Here is a 20,324-nt window from a genome sequence, read left to right on the forward strand (position 1 = left end):
AGTGATTATGCAGGATGTTTATGCTTGTTAAACCGCAATATAACAGCAAGACCAAAACCTAATATTGATGTTGCAGCTCCTAAAAGAAAAATAGTTTTATATCCGAGTATGTCAGCCACTAACCCTGCAACTGGGCCGGTAAAACCATAAGCCAAATCTTGAAAAGCTGAAAAACCACCTAATGCAGTCCCTCGAAGATGAGGTGCAACAATACGTACGACTTCGCGTCCCATTCCTGGAAATACCATCGAGCAGCCTAGCCCGGTAAAAAAGGTCCCGGCCAGGGCAATATAAGGGTTTGAAGCATCCCAAATCAGGGTTTGACCTAGCGCTTCTATAAGGAGTGAACCGATCGTTACAGACAAACCCCAATACGGTCGGGTAAATTGCCACAGAGCATACGAACTAGCACAAATCCTACACCAAAAAATGTAAGTCCCAGCCCTGAGTGAGGCCAGTGATTGGCATGAAAGTAAAGAGAGAAAAAAGCACCAATAACAGCAAACCCTATCCCCTGAAGGCACACAATAGTCCCATAAGGCCAGATTTGCGTTATGATTGTAAAAAATGATGGTCTTTTTAAATCAGGGTGGGCAGGTACAGGTGGAATAGGCCAGATTGCCATTAAGCCTAGGCTAGGCAGAATGAGGCTGATCAACATGGCTCCGGAAAATTGGACATGGTTAAATAGGTAAATTCCTAATGGTCCTCCTATGGCAAGAGCGCCATACATGGCTACTCCGACTAAGGCCATAGCTTTGCCCGAACGCTCAGGCCCGACAAAGCCAATACACCAGCCTATAATGCCGACCATTACAAAGCTTTCGCCAATACCCAGAACAATGCGCCCAACGATTAGAATGGTATAAGCAAGCCATGGATCGTTAGTGACGAGCCCAGAGCAAAAAGAAAAAGTAGCACCCAATAAATAAAGACAGAGCCCGCGACTGACTGATAATTTTGCGCCTTGTTGATCAGAAAAACTTCCTGCTAAGCCGCGTGTAAGGATTGTAACAAGAAAGGCGCTTCCAACGCTCAAACCTGCCCAAACATTATTTAATTTTAACGTGTGAGCTACAAAAAGAGGTGTAACTGAAAGCGATATGCCCACATATAAATAGCATATAAAAAGAATAAATGTGAGAATCAGTAATCTTTTATGATTAATATCTTGCGGTAGCATATTTGGCATAAAAGTCTCTTTATCATTCTTTAAAGGGAAGAGACATAACAAATATTTTACGCTTATTGTGACACAAAAAATGTCACTTCATATTAAGGCACTAACACATAATACCTTAAATTTAATAGTTTTGAATAGAGAATGGTGCACCCGAAAGGACTCGAACCTCTAACCCCCAGATTCGTAGTCTGGTGCTCTATCCAGTTGAGCTACGGGTGCCAGGCATGAAAACATGCTTTATATTATGGTGCACCCGAAAGGACTCGAACCTCTAACCCCCAGATTCGTAGTCTGGTGCTCTATCCAGTTGAGCTACGGGTGCGTTGTGGGGCGCTTTCTAGCTTCAATTCAAAGACTGTGCAACCCCTTTAATAAAAGTTTTTAATTTTTTATCGACGTATCAATGTAACACGGGCGCGACAACGGGGAGATGCATAGGTGCCGCCAATAGCCTGTCCAACAGGGTAGGCATCAAAAACCTGACGATAAACCGAGTTATTCATGCTCTTTTCATTAAGTTCAGCATGAAAATTCTGAGACCCTTTTTTGTAATGTCCTCTTAAAACTTTAGGACCCATGCCAGGGTTAAAAATGAGATGATCTCCTCTTACTTTCAGCATGGAGAGATCATCCTTGGGGCATGATCCTTCTTCGGTAACAAGTTTGCCTGTCCAGGTCCCGTAGGCATTTTGAGCGGGGTCGGTAGCGGCACAGCCGGCTAGAAATGTCATTCCGATTGCGGAAAAACAAAAAAACGAAAAGCGCATGACTAATCCTGTAAGTTGAGAGAATGCTCAAAGAAACTTTTTAATAGTTATCACAAAAGGATGACGTTTTAGTTTTCAGGCATTATAAATAAGCCATATCCGTAAAGAATTAAGCCATATCCCAGAGGCGAGGTCAGAACCTTGACGCAAAAAAGCGCAGAAAACCTTCACCATCTTGATGAAACTCTTCATGAGGATAGAATCCTTATACTTGACTTTGGAAGTCAGGTAACGCAGCTCATTGCGCGTCGCGTGCGTGAAAGTGGCGTTTATTGTGAAATATGGCCCTTCACGGCGAATGATGAAAAAATCAAGGCATTCAATCCCCGCGGTATCATTTTATCAGGCAGCCCTGCCAGCGTGCATGATGAAAAAGCGCCGCAAATCCCTTCGGCTGTTTTTGCCTTAAACCGTCCTATCTTGGGCATTTGCTATGGCCAGCAAGCACTATGTCAAAAGCTCGGTGGTAAAGTAGAAACGCACGAACACCGCGAATTTGGCCGGGCTTTTATCACCGTTGCGGAAGAATGCTCCCTTTTTCATGGTTTATGGGCCGTAGGCAACCGCGAGCAAGTTTGGATGAGCCACGGTGACCGTGTGACATCACTACCTCCAGGCTTTAAGGCTGTTGCTTATTCTGAAGGGGCACCTTTTGCGATTATTGCTGATGAGTCGCGCAAAATATACGGGGTTCAGTTTCACCCAGAAGTGGTTCATACCCCTCATGGTGCTGCCTTGATTCGCAATTTTACCCATGATGTTGCTGGTTGTTCAGGATCCTGGACAATGGCAGGCTTTCGTGATCTCGAAATAGAGCGGATTCGTGAGCAGGTCGGTGATGGCAAAGTTATTTGTGGCCTGTCCGGTGGGGTAGATAGCTCTGTTGCAGCGAAATTAATACATGAAGCAATTGGCGATCAGCTTACATGTATTTTCGTTGATCCAGGTATTTTACGCTCTGGAGAAGCCGATGAAGTTGTACGCACATTCCGTGATGAATTTAATATCAAATTAGTTCATCGTGACGCTTCTGATCTCTTTTTAGGTGAGTTAGCTGGCGTTACTGATCCTGAGATCAAACGCAAAACAATTGGCCGCCTATTTGTTGAAGTCTTTGAAGAAGAAGCTCTTAAGCTTGGCGGCGCTCAGTTTTTGGCACAAGGCACACTTTATCCTGACGTCATTGAAAGTGTGAGCTTTACAGGTGGGCCTTCTGTTACAATCAAGTCACATCATAATGTTGGTGGCTTGCCAGAACGCATGAATATGAAGCTCGTTGAGCCTCTTCGTGAGTTATTTAAAGATGAAGTCCGTGCCCTTGGCCGGGAGCTTGGTATTCCAGAAGTGATTGTTGGCCGTCACCCATTCCCGGGTCCAGGACTTGCGATTCGTATTCCTGGCGATATCACACGCGAAAAGCTTGATATTTTACGCAAAGCTGACGCGATCTATCTCGAAGAAATTAGATCAGCAGGGCTTTATAATGAAATCTGGCAGGCCTTCGCAGTTCTTCTACCCGTTAGAACTGTTGGTGTCATGGGCGATGGCCGTACTTACGACCAGGCTTGTGCGCTACGTGCCGTTACAAGCACAGATGGCATGACCGCCGAAGTCTATCCTTTCAGTTTCGAATTTCTAAACCGCGTATCAGGCCGCATTGTCAATGAAGTCCGCGGCATTAACCGCGTTACATATGACATTACCTCCAAACCACCTGGTACGATCGAGTGGGAATAAGATAGCAACTATCTGAAAATAATAAAAAAGCCTGTGTTAGCAAAACACAGGCTTTTTTATTTGTAAGGGCATTACTGCACGTTATAATAACAACCCATCACAAGTTAATAATGACCTTCATTGCTTTTTCATCTGCTGCGTGTTTGAAGACATCATAAGCTTTGGGCAATTCATCAAATTTGAAATGATGAGTGGCGAGTTTGTCCATGGGGAGGGTGCCTGAGCAGCATGTTTTCATTAACATACCGGTAGTATTGGCATTAACGAGGCCTGTGGTGATGGTCAGGTTTTTGATCCAGAGTTTTTCGAGTGAGAAATTAACTGATTTCCCGTGAACACCAACATTGGCAAGATGCCCGCCTTCTTTTACAATTTTCTGGCAAACATCCCATGTAGCTTCAATACCAACAGCTTCAATGGCACAATCAACGCCGCGGCCATTAGTAAGTTCGCGAATTTTTTCTACGGCATTTTCTTTGCCGGAATTAATAACCTGGGTGGCACCCATTTCTCTGGCCATGGCGAGGCGGTTATCATCTACATCAACCAAAATAATTTCAGAAGGGGAGTAGAGCTGAGCTGTAAGTAAGCACCCCATACCAACCGGGCCAGCCCCTATAATGGCTACGGAGTCACCTGGCTTAACGTCACCATACTGAACACCAATTTCATGGGCAGTGGGTAGAGCATCTGACAATAAGACAGCTACATCCTCATTTAAACCCTCAGGAAGAAGATAAAGCGAATTATCGGCATATGGGGTGCGGACATATTCAGCCTGGGTGCCGTTTATCATATAGCCCAAAATCCAGCCGCCGCCATTTAAGCAGTGAGCGTAAAGCTGTTTTTGACAATTTTCACAAGTTCCGCAGCGTGAAATGCAGGAAATAATAACCTTATCGCCTTTTTTAAAGTTGGTGACAGCGGCTCCAACTTCTTCAACAATCCCTATGCCTTCATGTCCTAAAATACGGCCAGAGAAGTGTTTTTCTTTTTTCTTAGCTGTTTCCTCAATTTCGGGGTTTTTGCCTTTTAGAATCCCTAAATCTGTTCCACAAATAGTGGTTTTGGTTAATTTAATAATAGCATCAGTGGGGTTTAGAATTTTTGGTTTAGGACACTCTTCAAAGCGGAGGTCATTGGCACCGTGATAAACCATTGCTTTCATAGTATTAGTCATAGGAGTCTCTCCCAAATTAGAGTGTTAACCTATAGGTAGGATATTGCTATTTTAAATTATCTAAGTAAATTAAAAGTTTTTTTGTTTTTAAGATAAAAGCATGATGACTGACATAACCAGTTTTGTCTAATGGTTTATAATGTAATTTTTAAACTATTTATTTCTCCTACCTGATCTAATAAGAGAGACAGGTTAGCCTAACCATTTGGAGGCGTGTTTTTAGTTCATGTCTTGTTGCTAAAAAATTTTTCTAAAATAAAATAAACTTAACTTGCTCCAAAGGCTAACCCTTGGCAGGGATAACAATATGAAGTTGCTGCATTTTCATCATGTTAAGCTAGTCTCATTGGCAATACTGCTTTTAATGACAGTAATGCTTTGTTGTTCTTATGAGACATATGCAGTTACCGCTCATCATAGCTCTCATGCAAAACTACGTTCAAAGAAAATAACACCTCATAAAAACAAGAAAAAACACAGAAAAATTCGTGTTTTGAAAAAGCATTCTCAGCCTGTTTCTGCTGGCCCCAAAGCGGCTGCGATAACTGCTGGAACTGCCGCAGTAGCCGCTGGGGCCGTGGCTCAAAAACCTGCGCAGGCAGAAGCACAACCAGCCTTGCCTGAACTGGAAAAAGGAACCGAAACGGGGTATCCAATTCCACGTTTTGCTTCTTTAAGGGCTGACCGTGTTTATATGAGGAGAGGACCGGGCGAACGTTACCCCATAGACTGGGTTTATCATCGACGTGGTCTTCCTGTGAAAATAGAGAGAGAATTTGGGGTCTGGCGTCTTGTTGAGGACTCTGATGGGCAAAAAGGATGGGTGCATCAGGTCACTCTTCGTGGAAGCCGGACCTTTGTAGTTATGGGGCCAGAAAAAGCGCTCAAAGGAGAACTTAACGGAGCAAAACAAAAACATGCTGACCCGCTTATAGTGGGATATCTTGCAGAGCAAGACGTTTCTCATAAAGATGAGCATGATATTTATCTTGTGAATTCGACTGGGACAGGTCAGAAGATAATAGCTATTTTAAAACCAGGTACGGTCGGCCGGCTTATTGAGTGTCCACAAGGTACGCTATGGTGTCATGTTTCTGTAAGTAACTATGATGGTTGGCTTGATCGGCGTCTCATCTGGGGGCTGTTACCAAATGAATTTATACAACCTAGCTAAATAAATTGAGGATTTTATGACTAAAAATATGCATCATCGTCGTACTAAAATAGTTGCAACGCTGGGGCCGGCATCATCTTCGCCCGAAATGATTCTGACTTTAGCGCGCGCTGGGGTGAATGTATTCAGGCTCAATTTTTCTCATGGATCGCACGAAGAACACGCTGCTCGTCACAAAGCAATTCGTGAGGCCGAAAAAGTAGTTGGTCACCCTATCGCTATCCTGGCTGATTTGCAGGGTCCCAAGCTGCGCGTTGGTGTTTTTGCTGCCGGGCCAATCATGCTTAAGCAGGGTCAGCGTTTTCGCCTAGATTTAGACAGAACTCCTGGAGATCAAAACCGTGTTTGCCTGCCGCACCCAGAAATTATTCAGGCAGTAGATGTCGATCACCGTCTTTTATTGGACGATGGTAAATTGGCTCTGAAAGTCATCTCTAAAACAATTGATTCTCTGGAAACAGAAGTCCTTGTGGGAGGCAAATTATCAGAGCGTAAAGGTGTTAACGTTCCTGACGTAATCCTCCCGATTCCTGCTCTAACCGAAAAAGACCGTGCTGATTTTGATTATGCATTGTCTTTAGGTGTTGATCTGGTTGCTCTTTCTTTTGTGCAAAAACCAGAAGATGTAAAAGAAGCGCAGGAAATTGCGAAAGGGCGTGCCTGGATCGTTACGAAGCTTGAAAAGCCACAAGCTGTAGATGCCCTTGAAGAAATTATCCATCACTCTGATGCTTTAATGGTGGCTCGCGGTGATCTTGGTGTAGAACTTCCAGCCGAAGAAGTACCTGTTACGCAAAAACGGGCTATAGCTGAAGCACGCCGTCAGGGGCGCCCTGTGATTGTTGCGACTCAAATGCTTGAAAGCATGATTGAGAGCCCAACACCTACACGAGCAGAAGTTTCCGATGTTGCTAATGCCGTGTATGATGGAACTGATGCTGTTATGCTTTCAGCAGAAAGCGCAGCGGGCAGCTATCCGCAAGAAGCTGTCGAAATGATGGTGCGCATTGTCTCTCGTGTTGAACGTGATCCACATTGGCGTGCCCGTATGGATAAAATGCGTCCACAAACAGAGCATACCATTCAGGGTAGCCTTGCACAGGCAGCATGGGATGTTGGTCATTCCCTAAATGCAGCGGCTCTGGCTGTTCATTCAAGAAGTGGTCGGGGTGTTATTACAGTGGCGCGCGAACGGCCTCATAACCCTGTCGTTTCTCTCACAAACGAAACAGTAGCACGTCGTCTAGGCCTGGTTTGGGGTGTTTATCCTGTTGTCATCAATATGAGTGATGAAGCCATGGGTATTGAAGATTTAGACGGCCCAACCGCAGCTATTGTAAAAGACAACCATATGGCTAAAGAGGGCGAGCATGTTATTTTGCTTGCTGGTTTACCTTTTGGTCATGCAGGTAGCACAAACACACTACGCGTTATTAAAATCTAACGCGCAATATGTTGTTTGAAAAAGCCCGGCTATCATAGCCGGGCTTTTTTGTTTTGGCTTCTTAAGCTTGATGATTGGCAATAAGAGTTTGTCTAATGCGTCTGCCGCGTTTGATACGGTCAGTAATATCCTCGCTTTTTTCATCACGAATAGCCTGAGCCATTTTTTCTGTTTCTTTTTGAAAACGCTCAAGGATTTCAAGAATTACATCCCGATTTGCCAGGAAAATATCCCTCCACATAATCGGATCTGAAGCTGCGATACGTGTAAAATCGCGAAAACCCGATGCAGCATATTCCAGAACATCTGCTCTTAAATCACTCGAAAGGCGGTCGGCGGTGTCGCAAATTGTAAAAGCAAGAAGGTGAGGAAGATGACTGACCATAGCGCACACATGGTCATGATATTCGTCTGTGATACGCCGTGTTCTGGCACCGCATTTTTGCCATAAGAGTTCTATTTTAGAAATGGCACTTTCTGATGAATTTTCGGGGGGAACTACCAAGCACCAGCGATTTTCAAATAAGGTAGAAAATCCCGCATCGGGTCCTGAAAATTCTGTGCCAGCCATAGGATGGGCCGGTATGTAATGAATGTTCTTGGGCAATAAAGAAGAAATTTTCGGCCCTAACTTTCCTCGAACAGACGCCACGTCGCTTAAGATGCTACCTGGTTGCATATGCTTTAGAGCATCTGATGCTAGTGTTTCAATTGAACCAGTAGGGGTACAAAGTATTACGGCATCAGCATTTTTTACACCCGCGGCAAGATCGGTTGTGTAAAAATCGGCAAGCTCAAGCTCTTTTGCACGTTTGACCACTGAAGGATCATGGTCAATAGCGATTAAATATCGGGCAATATCTCCATTTTCTTTAGAGCGACGAAGAAGTGAGGAACCTATTAAACCAGGTCCTACAACTGCCAAACTCTCAAAAACTGGAGATTTATTCATGCTTTTATAAGCCTTATTTGGAAGGTGACGTTTCTTTTAAATTGCGAATATGCCTTATTTCAGCAATTTGCCATAGTAAAAGTACAGGCACACCAATAACGATATCACGGCCGCGTCTTAAAAGTGACAAACTAAACGAAATATCAGTGCTGACACCAAAAACGAGGCCGAGAGCTATGTAAGCTCCTTCCTGCACGCCAAGTGCTGCTGGTACTAAAAATCCTACAGTCATCATACCGCACACGACGCCTTCAATGGCTATCGCATTAAAAATAGAAATATTTGCTCCTAAAAAATGAAGTCCGACCCAGGTAATAACAGCACTGCCCAGCCAAAAAATAAGATGTATAAAAGCACCATAAGCAATGTTTTTAGGATGTTTCCATAAGTCATCAAGGGCGTTTTGGAATGAGTCGGATTTATTTTTGAAACTTTCATGCCAGCTTGCGGCAATATGGCGAGATAAAAAATAGCCTATTTTTGCTAAAATATTGCCGCTTTTATGCTGCGACCAAATAAAACTTGAAATACCAATAGTAAGTATAAGAATGCCAGCAATTAAGGGGATAATAAATTTACCGGCGTCCTGATGCCCAATAAGGCATAATATTGCTAAAATGATAAAGACGATCTGTCCTAAAGTTTCGCTAGTAATATCAATGATATTGGATGCTATGGCTTCTGCCCAGCTGACCCTGTTTTTAGGGTTGGCAGGATGCTCGCAAACTGTTGCTTTAAGTCCGGCTAACATACCGCCTAATTGTGAAAATGGTAAACAGGTAGAGGCAGCATCCCTTACAAAGCGCGCCATGGTCAGGCGTGATAAGGCGATTTTGGGTGTGCTTGCCTTCCAGGAAACGCCCAGGCCAAAGTTAATGATAAGCTGAATGATTACAAGAGCGAAAAACCCCAATAATCCCACTTTTTTAAGTGCAACATAAACTGGGTCGATACCTGCTTTTGCGCTCAAAAAGGTAAATAATAAAATTCCCGCAAAAGTGAGAAGGTATGGAAGGGTTTTCTTAACATTAAGAGCCATAAATTTATCAGCATTTCACTCTATTTAAGGTGGATGAAGGTAAATACCATTAAATGCATTAAGCTGTATTTTACAGGAGAGCATAAGCGTATTATACCCTACCAGGTGGAAATTACTAATTTTGATATGAGATTAAAATGGCCTCTGATATAACACTCGTTACAGGTGCAACAGGGTTTGTAGGATCTGCCGTAGCGCGTGTTTTGCGGGGCAGGGGCCATAATTTACGATTACTTGTGCGTTCGACCTCTGATAGAAGTAATATCAACGATCTTGAGGCAGAAATTGTTGTAGGGGATTTATCAGAACCCGCAACACTGACCGAAGCCTTTAAAGGTGTTCGTTATCTTTTTCATGTTGCTGCTGATTATAGATTATGGGTTCCTGATCCAGACGTGATGATGCGTGCCAATGTTGAAGGCACAAAGCAGCTCATGCTTATGGCTCAGAAAGCAGGCGTGGAAAAAATCGTTTATTGTTCTTCGGTTGCTGCATTAGCTACGGCTCATGATGGTATTCCAGCTAATGAAGATAGCCCTGTTACAGAAGATCAAATTGTTGGGGCTTATAAACGGTCTAAATATAGAGCCGAACAGCTTGTGCTAAAAATGGCCAAAGAAGAGGGGCTGCCTGTTATTATTGTTAATCCCTCAACTCCAATTGGACCTCGTGATATTAAGCCTACCCCTACAGGGCAAATGATTTGGGACTGTGTCAGAAAAAGAATGCCTGCTTATGTTGATACAGGGTTAAATATCGTTCACGTTGATGACGTTGCTGAGGGGCATGTCCTTGCCTTGGAAAGAGGCAAATTAGGAGAAAAATATATTCTTGGCGGTGATAATCTTATGTTAGGCGATTTTTTTGCCTTGATTAGTCGCGAAGCTGATATTGCCCCGCCAAAAATTAAATTAAATCAGTCCCTTCTTTATCCAGTTGCCCTTATTTCTGAAGGTTTGGCAAGGGCTTTTAAAATTGAGCCACGTGTCACAAGAGAAATGCTGGCCATGTCACGAAAATTAATGTTTTTTTCGAGTGATAAGGCAAAAAAAGACTTAAATTATACGCCCAGACCTGCGGAAGAAGCTGTCGCGGACGCAGTTGCCTGGTTTAAAAAGAAAAATTAATCATCCTAAAGTGAAATCTGTAATGGCTGCATTAATATCATTTATAACGTGGTTATACCTTATATTTTGTCGCGGCTATTACTGGGTAAGTGGGCCATGGCTTGAAAAAGTCAAAGGTGAGGATGCTCAGCTTAAATTAAAAAAATTACCAAAAGTTTCTATTATCATTCCAGCCAGAAATGAAGAGAGTTCTATTGAAGCCTGTTTGAATTCTTTGTTAAATCAGGATTATAAAGGCTTTTACAATATCATTCTTGTCGATGATGAGAGTGAAGATGCGACATCAGCTATCGCTAAAGTTGTGCCTGATCCTCAGAAGCGCCTAACGATTATAAAAGGTGCTAAGCGTCCTGATGGTTGGAGTGGTAAACTCTGGGCTGTGTATCAAGGTCAGAAAAAAGCTTTTGAAATAATAGAAAATGAAGATTTTGTTTTTTTGACTGATGCAGATATTGTACATGCACCGGATCATATTTCCAGTCTTGTTACAAAGGCTGAGAAAAACCATCTTGATTTAGTTTCTGAAATGGTAATGCTAAATTGCACAGCCTTTTGGGAAAAATTGCTCGTACCAGCTTTTGTATATTTTTTCGCACTCCTTTATCCTTTTCGTAAAATAGCCGATCAGCAGTCATCTATAGCAGGTGCGGCGGGCGGGACTGTTTTACTTAGATGTGAAAAGTTAAAGGCCATAGGTGGTATTGAATCTCTACGTCAGGCGCTTATTGATGACTGCACATTAGGTGCTTATGTCAAAAAGGCCGGTGGCCGCCTATATCTGGGCATGAGCCGACAAGCCTGGTCTGTTCGTGAATATAATAAGCTAGGCGATATTTGGCATATGATTGCACGTAATGCTTATGTGCAACTTCAATTTTCTCCCTTGCGCCTTTTATTAGCCATCTTGGGTATGTCTCTTATTTGGATCGTCCCTCTTATGTGCTTCTTTTTTGGCAAAAAAAAGACCCGCTGGGTGGGGGGACGGTTTACGCTATAAGTTGTGCTAGTTTTATACCAACTATTCGTTGGTTTAATCTCTCTATATGGCGAGTGCTACCTCTGCCATTTGTTGCATCATTTTACATGCTGGCAACGCTTGGGTCGGCTATGCAACATTATCGCGGTTCTGGAGTGACGTGGCGGGGTCGCTCATATGAAAGAAAAAATAATGGTTAAAATTGATGATAGCGTTTGGGGTAAGGAAGATGTTACCTCCTCAAAAGGCATGAAGGATGAAAACTTTCCAGTAGGGTCCTTTCTGATAGCGCCTATTCACCGTCCTATTGTGCATCACTATTATCATTTTGCTCGTGTCGCTGATGATATGGTTGATAACGTGTCTCTTACGTCTGAAGAAAAAAAGGCTCGTCTTGTCGCGTTGAGAGAGGTTCTTTTAGGCCTTAGGGAGGCACCCAACCGCGCTGATGCGCAGTCTGCGGCTAAGCTGCGCCAGAGCCTTATGGCAAGAGACCTGCCTCTTTCTTTGGCTTCAGATTTAATTACAGCCTTTATAATGGATGCAGAAAAAAACCGTTACCAAAGCTGGGATGAGCTGCTTCATTATTGTCGTTATTCAGCAAATCCGGTAGGGCGCTTTTTGCTTGCCTTGCATCATGAGAGTGAAGAAACATTAGAGGCCTCAGATGCGCTCTGTACTTCATTGCAAATCATTAATCACTTACAGGACGTGCAGTCTGATTTAAATAAGTTAGATCGGTGCTACGTTCCTCTTGAGTGGCTGAATGAAGAAAAAGTCACACTTAAAGATTTAACACTAGCTCGTTCCAAACCCGGAGTCAGGCGTGTTTTTGACCGCATGTTGGCAAAAGTTGATGGGTTAAATACAAAAGCGAAACGTCTGCCCTCCTTAATTCGTGATAGACGTATGCGCCTTGAAGCAGCTGTGATTGTTAATTTATGTGTGCAGTTAACAAACCATTTGCACTATAATGATCCAATTGAAAAACGTGTGGCTCTTACGCGCAAAGATGGTGTTTATGCTTTGCTGAAATCAATAAAATATTTTTCGGTCTCAGCTTAACAATCTCCTAATTTGTTGATGGGCTAAAACTGAAAAATAGCATAGAATGTCAAAAGCGGTTTAGCTCAAACGGGGTGAGAAAGAAGAGAACAATGAGTCCTGGTTATAAAAAGGAAGCTCTTGGGTTAGTTTGTGCTCCTGCTGATCTAGCCCATGTCGAAGATATTGTTATTTCTTCAGGCACGTCTTTTGGGAAAGGTATGCGTATTCTTTCTCCGATGAGACGCCAGGCTATGTTTGCCATATATGCTTTTTGCCGTATTGTTGACGATATAGCCGATGGTGATAGTGGTGATAAAAATCCTGCTCAGGCATTAGAAGCGTGGTTTGGGCGGCTTGAGGCTATTTATCAAGGCAAAGCGTCAGATGCCCTGGATCGTGTTTTAGTGGCTGCGATTGAGCGTTTTCACTTAAAAGAAAAAGATTTCCGTGCTGTCATTGATGGTATGTTGATGGATTGTCGCGGCCCCATCATTGCCCCTGATGAAGTTACTTTAGATTTATATTGTGATCGTGTTGCCTCGGCTGTTGGACGTCTTTCTGTAAGAATATTTGGTACACCTCAAAAATATGGAGAGATACTTTCTCATCATTTAGGTCGTGCCCTGCAACTTACAAATATTTTGCGCGATATTTCTGAAGATGCACGTAGAGGAAGGCTCTATCTTCCAAAAGAATTACTAGATCGGTTTGATATCCCTGCTGATCCTTTCGAGGCCTGTTATGCACAAGGTTTGGAAGGGGTGTGCCAGATTCTGGCTGCAAGGGCCCATGACCATTTTCGAGCTGCTGAAATGATTATGAAAAAATGTCCAGCTCACACAGTTAGACCAGCGCGGCTAATGGCGGCTTCTTATAAAGTGACCTTATCAGCGCTTGAGAAAAGAGGTTGGCGTAACCCTGAAGCCTCGTTGAAAATCAACAAGCTAAAGAAAAAAGTTCATTTAGCTATAGCCTTTGCTGGAATTTAATTGTGAGCCACGTTCATATTATTGGTGGAGGGTTGGCCGGCCTGTCGGCAGCTGTCGAATTAGCCCCACAAGCGCAAGTCACCTTATATGAAGCTGGCCCTGTTTGTGGCGGTAGAGCCCGTTCTTATTATGATCGCACGTTAGAAGTCACAATCGATAACGGCAATCATATGCTGTTATCTGCTAACCCTTATAGCTTTCGTTACCTTGATCTTATTGGTGCCAGAAATACACTTAAAGGCCCTGGAAAGCCCATCTTTCCTTGGTATGATTTAGATGATGGTTTAAGATGGTGCCTGCGTCTTTCAAAAGGAAAAATTCCATTTTGGCTGCTTAGCCGGCGGTCGCGTGTGCCTGGAATGGATCTGAAAGAGGTCCTTTCTTTAAGACGCCTCATGAAGGCCAATGACAAAATGACCGTGGCTGAGTGTTTGAGCTCAGGTGAATTCACGCGTCGTCTTTTAGCGCCTCTGGCAATTTCGGCACTTAATACTGACCTGGAAAGTGCTAGTGCTGCTTTATTGGGAAATATTATTAAAAAGACTTTAGCTCAGGGTGGGCAGGCTTGTTGTCCGTGGGTAGCAAAAAATGGTTTATCTGAGTCATTTGTAAACCCGGCACTAACTTATCTGGAAAAATTCTACAGCAGAATATTATTTGGTACACGTGTCTCTGCTTTGAGGCGGGAAAATGGCAGAGTAATATCCTTTAGAACGTTTGACCGAGAAATTGTACTGGGGGCCGAAGATTCAGTTATTCTGGCTGTGCCTGCGCCGGTCGCGTCTAGCTTATTGCCTGAGCTTGAAGTGCCTAATGCCTTTGAAAGCATCGCAAATGCTCATTACCGCCTCCCTTATAAAATTAAGGCAAAAGGTGATGTTGGAAAGGCTGGTTTTATTGGTCTTGTCGGCGGGATGGCTGAGTGGGTGTTTTTACATGACAATGTTCTATCAGTCACTGTAAGTGCTGCTAATCGTTATTCAGAATATTCAAATGAAACTATGCTTGATATGATTTGGGAAGAGATTTCTCAGGCTCTGGGAGCTGTAATTGAAGGATCTTTACCGCTAACAACGCCTGCCAGTAGGTTTATAAGAGAAAAACGGGCCACATTTGCAGCGACGCCTGAGCAAAATAAACGCCGGCCAGGAGCCAAAACATCAAGTGAGAACTTGGCATTGGCAGGAGATTGGACCGATACCGGTTTTCCCTCTACAATTGAAGGTGCCATCCAGTCAGGATTAGAGGCTGTGGCAGCCCTTGGTTTTCGTTCAGCTCTAAAACGCTCTTGACGCCGTGAAAAATATTTTCTCAATAGCGGCATTAATGATCATAAATCAGCGAAGTGTGAGATGACTAAGGAGAGATCAGTGAGTGAGACCATGTCTTATCCAGGTGACCTAGGTAATGTCGTCGACCGCGCGATCAAAAGTGCTCACGGCGCCTTAAGTAACCGTCAGCACGAAGATGGTCACTGGGTTTTTGAACTGGAAGCAGATGCGACAATCCCTGCTGAATATGTTCTTTTGGAGCATTTTCTGGATCGGATTGATCCAGAAAAGCAAAAGAAAATTGGTGTTTATCTAAGAAGAATACAGGGTAGTCACGGCGGTTGGCCTCTTTATCATGATGGGGATTTTGATATCTCTGCCACGGTAAAGGCCTATTTTGCCCTAAAAGCAATTGGGGATGACCCTGAGGCGCCTCATATGAGACGCGCTCGCAAAGCTATTTTAGCACGTGGTGGTGCTGAAAGAACAAATGTTTTTACACGGATTCAGCTTGCTTTATTTGGAGAAGTTCCCTGGGATGCCGTTCCGGTCATGCCTGTTGAACTTATGTTACTGTCGCGTAAAGCCTATGTTTCCTTATGGAACATGTCTTACTGGTCGCGTACGGTCATTGCTCCCTTACTTGTGCTTGGTGCTTATAAGCCTTTAGCAAAAAATCCTAAAAATATTCATGTGCCAGAATTATTCGTTACACCGCCAGCACAGGTTAAAGATTGGATCAGGGGACCTTACCGCTCTCATTGGGGACGGTTTTTTAAATATTTGGACTCAGTGTTACGTAAAATTGAGCCTCATTTTCCTAAAAAAACTCGTAAAAAGGCGATCAAAAAAGCGATTGCTTTTATTGAAGAGCGCTTAAGTGCTGGTGGTTTAGGGGCAATTTATCCTGCTATGGCCAATGTTGTGATGATGTATCGCATACTCGGCGTTTCAGATAATGATCCTAAAGTTGTGCAAGCTTGGCAGTCTATTCAAGATCTTCTTATAGAAAAAAATGGTGAAATTTATTGCCAACCCTGCGTGTCTCCCGTGTGGGATACAGGCTTGTCTGGTTTAGCCATGTTAGAAGCGGCAACAGGCCCTAAAGCTGTTGAACGTGAGGAAACCTTTAAAAATTTAAAGAAAAGTGCTTCCTGGCTAAGAGATCGGCAGATTTTGGATGTAAAGGGTGATTGGGCCATTAACACACCTCATTTACGTCCAGGGGGATGGGCATTTCAATATGAAAATGACTATTACCCTGATGTTGATGATACTGCCGTTGTTGGCATGCTACTTCATCGTCTTGATCCTGAAGAAAATAAAGAAGCCATTGAGCGGGCACGGGAATGGATCATTGGCATGCAAAGCACCAATGGCGGTTGGGGCGCTTTCGATATCGATAATGACCTGGATTTTCTAAATCAAATCCCCTTTGCTGATCACGGTGCCTTACTTGATCCACCAACTGTAGATGTTTCAGCTCGTTGCGTTTCGTTTCTTTCGCAATTAGGTCATCCTGAAGATCGTGCCGTTATTGAAAAGGCCATTACCTATATACGTAAGGAGCAGGAACCAAGCGGAAGCTGGTTTGGACGTTGGGGCACAAATTACATTTATGGCACATGGTCTGCTTTATGTGCCCTAAATATTGCCGGCGTCGACCATCAGGATCCTACAATTCTTCGGGCTGTAGAGTGGCTCGAATCTGTTCAGCGTGAAGATGGTGGTTGGGGAGAAGATTGTGCCAGCTATGAAGGTGCTGCGCAGGGCGTCTATAAACAAAGTCTTCCAACTCAGACAGCATGGGCAGTTTTAGCGCTCATGGCTGTTGGCCGTCGAGACACTGAGGCAGTTAAACGTGGCATAGCTTATCTGACTAAAGAGCAGGATGAAAAAGGAGAATGGAACGAAAATCCATATAATGCGGTTGGATTTCCTAAGGTTTTCTATCTGCGTTATCATGGCTATAAGCAATTCTTTCCGCTCACGGCTCTTTCACGCTATCGCAATTTGGAATCGAGCAACTCTGGTCGTGTAGAGTTCGGGTTCTAATGCTTGGTATTCTTACGGGTTTAAGAGAAGAGGCAAAACTCGCTGTTAAGGCTTTTCCTGACGCACTCATCGTCATGAGTTTGGCAGATGAGGAAGGTGCTAAAAAAGCCTTACAGACTCTTTTAAACTATGGCGTTACTGAACTGCTTTCTTTTGGGTGTGCTGGTGGTTTGGATCCTTCCTTGCCACCAGGTACAATCATTGTGCCAGATCATGTTTGGCACAAAGGTCAGGCTTTTTACTGCACACCAAAAATGAAAGCGCGCTTTAGTAATGAAAATAGCTTAAATGGAGGAATTCTTCATAGCCCTAAAATAATCGAAACAGCGGCAGAGAAAAAAAGCCTTCATGAGCAAACTGGTTGTTCTGCTGTAGATATGGAAAGTGGTATAGTCGCCCAGTCCGGTCTTCCTTTTGCGGTTTTGCGTGTCATATGTGATGATGCTGCTCAGGATTTGCCTCCTGCTGCTTCGGAGGGACTGAAAGAGGGAGAGATTTATATTCCTGGTTTATTGGCTTCTCTTTGCCGTAAACCCTCTCAGCTAGGCACTTTGATTAAATTAGGGCAAGATGCCACTAAAGCTCGAAAAAGAATGGCTGAATTTTTGCTTGAATTAAGTTAAAGAGAGCTTGTTTTTTCCACTATAAAAAGCTAGGAAGAGCCGCTTACCTCATAAGAGGTGAGTATTTCACACGCATAGTCCAGATATTCTGGTGTCCATATAGGGCCAAACTATGCGGAGGATTAACCAGAGAAGAGGTTGCTTATTATGGCAATGCCTAATTTTACAATGCGTCAGTTATTAGAAGCTGGTGTGCATTTTGGTCACCACACGCGCCGCTGGAACCCAGCAATGGCGCCTTATCTTTTTGGTGTGCGTAACCAGGTTCATATTATTGACCTTCAGCAAACAGTACCTTTGTTAGACCGCGCTTTAAAGCAGGTTCGTGATACTGTTGCTTCAGGTGGTCGTGTATTGTTTGTTGGCACAAAACGTGCTGCATCCGAGCATATTGCAGAAGCTGCACAACGTTGTGGCCAGTACTATGTCAACCATCGTTGGCTCGGTGGGATGCTGACAAACTGGAAGACCATCACCGGCTCCATCAAACGCCTTCGCGCTATTGATGAAATGCTTTCTGGTGACACATCTGGTCTGACAAAAAAAGAAATCCTTGATATTACACGTGATCGCGAAAAATTAGAGCGTTCACTCGGTGGTATTAAAGACATGGGCGGTTTGCCTGACCTTCTTTTTGTTATCGATACCAATAAAGAAAAATTGGCTGTTGAAGAAGCAAACAAGCTTGGCATTCCTGTTGTTGCTGTCCTTGATAGTAACTCAGATCCAAAGGGTGTTAACTTCCCTGTTCCAGGCAATGATGATGCTATCCGCGCTATTACCCTTTATTGCGATCTAGTTGCTGGTGCTGTGCTTGACGGTATTTCTGCTGAATTAGCTGCTTCTGGTCAGGATATTGGCGCTTCTGAAGAGCTTCCAATCGAGGCTGTTGTTGCTGAAAGCACCGCTGCTACCGAAGAAGCTCCTGCAAGCTAAATAGCAGAAACATGCTTTACGTGCTTTTGTAAAAAAGTACATTCAAAAGACTGAAACCATGCAACCGGCTATTATTTAGTTGGTTGCATGGATTTTTACATAAAAGGTGATGATATGGCTCAGATCACAGCAGCCCTAGTACGCGAGCTTCGCGAGGCAACAGGGGCAGGCATGATGGACTGCAAAAAAGCCCTAACAGAAGCAAATGGTGATATTGAAGCCGCTGTTGATTGGCTTCGTAAAAAAGGTCTTTCTCAGGCAGCTAAAAAATCCGGTCGTGTTGCTGCTGAAGGTCTTGTTGGTGTTGCGTCTGGCAAAAACAAAGCAGCGATGGTTGAAGTCAACGCTGAGACAGACTTTGTTGCCCGTAACGAAGCTTTCCAGAATGCTGTAGAGCAAATCGCTCACGTTGCTTTGGAAGTTGGCGATGATGTTGAGGCGATTAAAGCAGCTAAATTGCCTTCTGGTCGTACAGTTGCAGATGAATTAACACACCTTATTGCTACAATTGGTGAGAACATGACATTGCGGCGTGCCGCTGTTCTGACTGTTCCATCTGGTGTTGTTGCCAGCTACGTTCATGGTGCTTTGCGCCCTGGTATTGGTCGTATTGGTGTGCTTGCTGCTCTTGAAGCGCCTTCAGAGTCAGAAGCTATTCAAACACTGGGCCGCCAGGTTGGTATGCATGTTGCAGCTACACGTCCGTCAGCTTTAGATATCGTCAGTGTTGACGCCGATGCCTTGGAGCGTGAACGCACAGTTGTTGCTGAGCAGTCACGTGCTTCTGGCAAGCCTGAAGCAATCATTGAAAAAATGGTCGAAGGCCGTATCCGCAAATTCTATGAAGAAGTTGTTCTTCTTGAGCAGGTATGGGTACATGACGGTGAAAGCCGTGTGAAAAAGGTTGTAGAAAAAGCAGGGGCAAAATTAGTTGCCTTTGAACGCTTCCACCTTGGTGAAGGTATTGAAAAAGAAGAAAGTGACTTTGCTGCTGAAGTAGCAAAAGCTGCTGGAAACTAAGTTTTTCTTGACCTTCTTAAAAGGCTCCCATGAAATAGTGGGGGCCTTTTTTGTTTGGTGAGGAATAAATTATGGAGTGGGAAGCTCCCGCAATTATTTTGCGCTCTGAATTACAAGGTGAAACGAGCCTTATTGTAACGGTTTTTACCCAGACTCACGGTGTGTCGCGCGGTATGGTCAAAGGCGGTAATTCTTCTCGCCACCGTTCAATATGGCAGGTTGGTAATATTATTATGGTGCGCTGGAAAGCCCGCCTGGCTGAACAATTAGGGAATTTCACCGCAGAACCCGTAAAAATAATTGCTGCCCGTTTGCTAGATTTTCCTTTATCTCTGGCATTAATGACAAGCTCTTGTGCTTTGCTCGTAAGCACCTTGCCAGATAAAGAGCCTTATCCAGATTTGTTCAATCATTTAGTACGTTTATTTAATGCTATGGCAGTCTTTCCGAATGAACCTCCATTTGCTGATTACATAAGATGGGAAGTGCTTCTTTTAGAGCAATTAGGTTATGGTCTTGATTTAACGCAATGCACTGTAACTGGACGTAAAACAGATCTTAAATTCCTGTCTCCCAGAACAGGTAAGGCTGTAAGTGAGGAAGGAGCGGGAGAGTGGAAAAGTAGGTTGTTTATTCTACCTTCTTTTTTGCTAAATGATCATGAAAGCGGAACGTTGGAGCAATGGAAACAAGGACTTTTAATAACAACACATTTTTTGGAAAAAGCAGTATTTGGCTCTTTTCATAGAGATTTACCTGCTGCCAGAAAAAGATTACTTGAAAAATTATCGTAAAATATTTCTT

Annotated in this window: 18 protein-coding genes, 2 tRNA genes and 1 pseudogene; 13 read left to right on the forward strand and 8 right to left on the reverse strand. The window is 43.6% G+C overall.

Annotated features, from left to right (window positions below):
- Positions 1 to 5: 5 nt before the first annotated feature.
- From GT348_RS09330 to GT348_RS03285, 5 genes are all read right to left on the reverse strand, one after another.
- Positions 6 to 365: an MFS transporter gene (locus GT348_RS09330; RefSeq protein WP_236646573.1), complete on the reverse strand. Its 360-nt coding sequence runs from the start codon at positions 363 to 365 to the stop codon at positions 6 to 8.
- A complete protein-coding gene (locus tag GT348_RS03270) occupies positions 356 to 1,192 on the reverse strand; it encodes an MFS transporter (protein WP_236646574.1) in 837 nt (278 codons plus the stop codon). The genes GT348_RS09330 and GT348_RS03270 overlap by 10 nt, the downstream gene beginning before the upstream one ends.
- Positions 1,193 to 1,325: 133 nt before the next feature.
- Positions 1,326 to 1,402, reverse strand: a tRNA-Arg gene (locus GT348_RS03275).
- Between the two features lie 26 nt (positions 1,403 to 1,428).
- Positions 1,429 to 1,505: transfer RNA gene (locus GT348_RS03280), tRNA-Arg, on the reverse strand.
- Between the two features lie 67 nt (positions 1,506 to 1,572).
- Positions 1,573 to 1,950, reverse strand: coding sequence for a hypothetical protein (locus GT348_RS03285; RefSeq protein WP_160618494.1), 378 nt, complete (start codon positions 1,948 to 1,950; stop codon positions 1,573 to 1,575).
- A 141-nt stretch (positions 1,951 to 2,091) separates the two neighbouring features.
- Here GT348_RS03285 and guaA point away from each other — a divergent pair, with 141 nt between their 5' ends.
- Entirely contained in the window at positions 2,092 to 3,687 is a 1,596-nt protein-coding gene (gene guaA, locus GT348_RS03290; protein WP_160618495.1) for a glutamine-hydrolyzing GMP synthase, read from the forward strand.
- Between the two features lie 97 nt (positions 3,688 to 3,784).
- On the opposite strand, the gene GT348_RS03295 is transcribed toward guaA, so the two are convergent.
- Positions 3,785 to 4,867, reverse strand: coding sequence for a zinc-dependent alcohol dehydrogenase family protein (locus GT348_RS03295; protein WP_160618496.1), 1,083 nt, complete (start codon positions 4,865 to 4,867; stop codon positions 3,785 to 3,787).
- A gap of 307 nt (positions 4,868 to 5,174) precedes the next feature.
- Here GT348_RS03295 and GT348_RS03300 point away from each other — a divergent pair, with 307 nt between their 5' ends.
- Together GT348_RS03300 and pyk are read left to right on the forward strand one after the other, a co-directional pair.
- Positions 5,175 to 6,041, forward strand: coding sequence for an SH3 domain-containing protein (locus GT348_RS03300; protein ID WP_160618497.1), 867 nt, complete (start codon positions 5,175 to 5,177; stop codon positions 6,039 to 6,041).
- A 16-nt stretch (positions 6,042 to 6,057) separates the two neighbouring features.
- Positions 6,058 to 7,485 carry a pyruvate kinase gene (gene pyk / locus GT348_RS03305; protein WP_160618498.1) on the forward strand — a complete coding sequence of 476 codons (1,428 nt, stop codon included), beginning with the start codon at positions 6,058 to 6,060 and terminating at the stop codon, positions 7,483 to 7,485.
- Between the two features lie 61 nt (positions 7,486 to 7,546).
- Here pyk and GT348_RS03310 read toward each other — a convergent pair whose 3' ends face one another.
- Both GT348_RS03310 and GT348_RS03315 read right to left on the reverse strand, forming a co-directional pair.
- A complete protein-coding gene (locus GT348_RS03310; RefSeq protein ID WP_160618499.1) occupies positions 7,547 to 8,437 on the reverse strand; it encodes a prephenate dehydrogenase/arogenate dehydrogenase family protein in 891 nt (296 codons plus the stop codon).
- A gap of 13 nt (positions 8,438 to 8,450) precedes the next feature.
- On the reverse strand, positions 8,451 to 9,476 hold the full coding sequence (locus GT348_RS03315; protein WP_160618500.1) for a lysylphosphatidylglycerol synthase domain-containing protein: 1,026 nt from the start codon (positions 9,474 to 9,476) through the stop codon (positions 8,451 to 8,453).
- Between the two features lie 137 nt (positions 9,477 to 9,613).
- On the opposite strand from GT348_RS03315, the gene hpnA reads away from it, so the two are divergent.
- The 10 genes and pseudogenes from hpnA to recO all read left to right on the forward strand — a co-directional run bounded on the left by hpnA (position 9,614) and on the right by recO (position 20,314).
- Positions 9,614 to 10,603 (forward strand): hopanoid-associated sugar epimerase, encoded by a 990-nt coding sequence (gene hpnA / locus GT348_RS03320; RefSeq protein WP_160618501.1) that lies wholly within the window; start codon positions 9,614 to 9,616, stop codon positions 10,601 to 10,603.
- Positions 10,604 to 10,625: 22 nt separating this feature from the next.
- Positions 10,626 to 11,779: pseudogene (locus GT348_RS03325) on the forward strand (glycosyltransferase).
- Positions 11,757 to 12,644, forward strand: a complete 888-nt coding sequence (gene hpnC / locus GT348_RS03330) for a squalene synthase HpnC (RefSeq protein ID WP_236646575.1) — start codon at positions 11,757 to 11,759, stop codon at positions 12,642 to 12,644. Before GT348_RS03325 ends, hpnC begins: the two are co-directional and overlap by 23 nt.
- 92 nt (positions 12,645 to 12,736) lie before the next feature.
- Positions 12,737 to 13,615 (forward strand): presqualene diphosphate synthase HpnD, encoded by an 879-nt coding sequence (gene hpnD, locus GT348_RS03335; RefSeq protein ID WP_160618503.1) that lies wholly within the window; start codon positions 12,737 to 12,739, stop codon positions 13,613 to 13,615.
- 2 nt (positions 13,616 to 13,617) lie between these two features.
- Positions 13,618 to 14,907, forward strand: a complete 1,290-nt coding sequence (gene hpnE / locus GT348_RS03340) for a hydroxysqualene dehydroxylase HpnE (RefSeq protein ID WP_160618504.1) — start codon at positions 13,618 to 13,620, stop codon at positions 14,905 to 14,907.
- A gap of 90 nt (positions 14,908 to 14,997) precedes the next feature.
- On the forward strand, positions 14,998 to 16,941 hold the full coding sequence (shc, locus tag GT348_RS03345; protein WP_236646603.1) for a squalene--hopene cyclase: 1,944 nt from the start codon (positions 14,998 to 15,000) through the stop codon (positions 16,939 to 16,941).
- Positions 16,941 to 17,564, forward strand: coding sequence for a phosphorylase family protein (locus GT348_RS03350; protein ID WP_160618506.1), 624 nt, complete (start codon positions 16,941 to 16,943; stop codon positions 17,562 to 17,564). The genes shc and GT348_RS03350 overlap by 1 nt, the downstream gene beginning before the upstream one ends.
- 147 nt (positions 17,565 to 17,711) lie before the next feature.
- A complete protein-coding gene (gene rpsB / locus GT348_RS03355) occupies positions 17,712 to 18,500 on the forward strand; it encodes a 30S ribosomal protein S2 (RefSeq protein WP_160618507.1) in 789 nt (262 codons plus the stop codon).
- Between the two features lie 114 nt (positions 18,501 to 18,614).
- Positions 18,615 to 19,520 carry a translation elongation factor Ts gene (tsf, locus tag GT348_RS03360; protein WP_160618508.1) on the forward strand — a complete coding sequence of 302 codons (906 nt, stop codon included), beginning with the start codon at positions 18,615 to 18,617 and terminating at the stop codon, positions 19,518 to 19,520.
- 71 nt (positions 19,521 to 19,591) lie between these two features.
- On the forward strand, positions 19,592 to 20,314 hold the full coding sequence (gene recO, locus GT348_RS03365; protein ID WP_160618509.1) for a DNA repair protein RecO: 723 nt from the start codon (positions 19,592 to 19,594) through the stop codon (positions 20,312 to 20,314).
- Positions 20,315 to 20,324: the final 10 nt, after the last annotated feature.

The organism is Aristophania vespae, from assembly GCF_009906835.1.
Lineage (GTDB): Bacteria > Pseudomonadota > Alphaproteobacteria > Acetobacterales > Acetobacteraceae > Aristophania > Aristophania vespae.

Excerpts from the sequence above, each read along its gene's own strand:
- hpnA (WP_160618501.1), top strand. The coding sequence starts at position 9,614 with ATGGCCTCTGATATAACACTCGTTACAGGTGCAACAGGGTTTGTAGGA.
- GT348_RS03315 (WP_160618500.1), bottom strand. The coding sequence starts at position 9,476 with ATGGCTCTTAATGTTAAGAAAACCCTTCCATACCTTCTCACTTTTGCG.
- GT348_RS03295 (WP_160618496.1), bottom strand. The coding sequence starts at position 4,867 with ATGACTAATACTATGAAAGCAATGGTTTATCACGGTGCCAATGACCTC.
- hpnD (WP_160618503.1), top strand. The coding sequence starts at position 12,737 with ATGAGTCCTGGTTATAAAAAGGAAGCTCTTGGGTTAGTTTGTGCTCCT.
- tsf (WP_160618508.1), top strand. The coding sequence starts at position 18,615 with ATGGCTCAGATCACAGCAGCCCTAGTACGCGAGCTTCGCGAGGCAACA.
- pyk (WP_160618498.1), top strand. The coding sequence starts at position 6,058 with ATGACTAAAAATATGCATCATCGTCGTACTAAAATAGTTGCAACGCTG.
- rpsB (WP_160618507.1), top strand. The coding sequence starts at position 17,712 with ATGGCAATGCCTAATTTTACAATGCGTCAGTTATTAGAAGCTGGTGTG.
- recO (WP_160618509.1), top strand. The coding sequence starts at position 19,592 with ATGGAGTGGGAAGCTCCCGCAATTATTTTGCGCTCTGAATTACAAGGT.
- shc (WP_236646603.1), top strand. The coding sequence starts at position 14,998 with ATGTCTTATCCAGGTGACCTAGGTAATGTCGTCGACCGCGCGATCAAA.
- GT348_RS03285 (WP_160618494.1), bottom strand. The coding sequence starts at position 1,950 with ATGCGCTTTTCGTTTTTTTGTTTTTCCGCAATCGGAATGACATTTCTA.
- hpnC (WP_236646575.1), top strand. The coding sequence starts at position 11,757 with ATGAAAGAAAAAATAATGGTTAAAATTGATGATAGCGTTTGGGGTAAG.
- GT348_RS03310 (WP_160618499.1), bottom strand. The coding sequence starts at position 8,437 with ATGAATAAATCTCCAGTTTTTGAGAGTTTGGCAGTTGTAGGACCTGGT.
- GT348_RS03300 (WP_160618497.1), top strand. The coding sequence starts at position 5,175 with ATGAAGTTGCTGCATTTTCATCATGTTAAGCTAGTCTCATTGGCAATA.
- GT348_RS03350 (WP_160618506.1), top strand. The coding sequence starts at position 16,941 with ATGCTTGGTATTCTTACGGGTTTAAGAGAAGAGGCAAAACTCGCTGTT.
- GT348_RS03270 (WP_236646574.1), bottom strand. The coding sequence starts at position 1,192 with ATGCCAAATATGCTACCGCAAGATATTAATCATAAAAGATTACTGATT.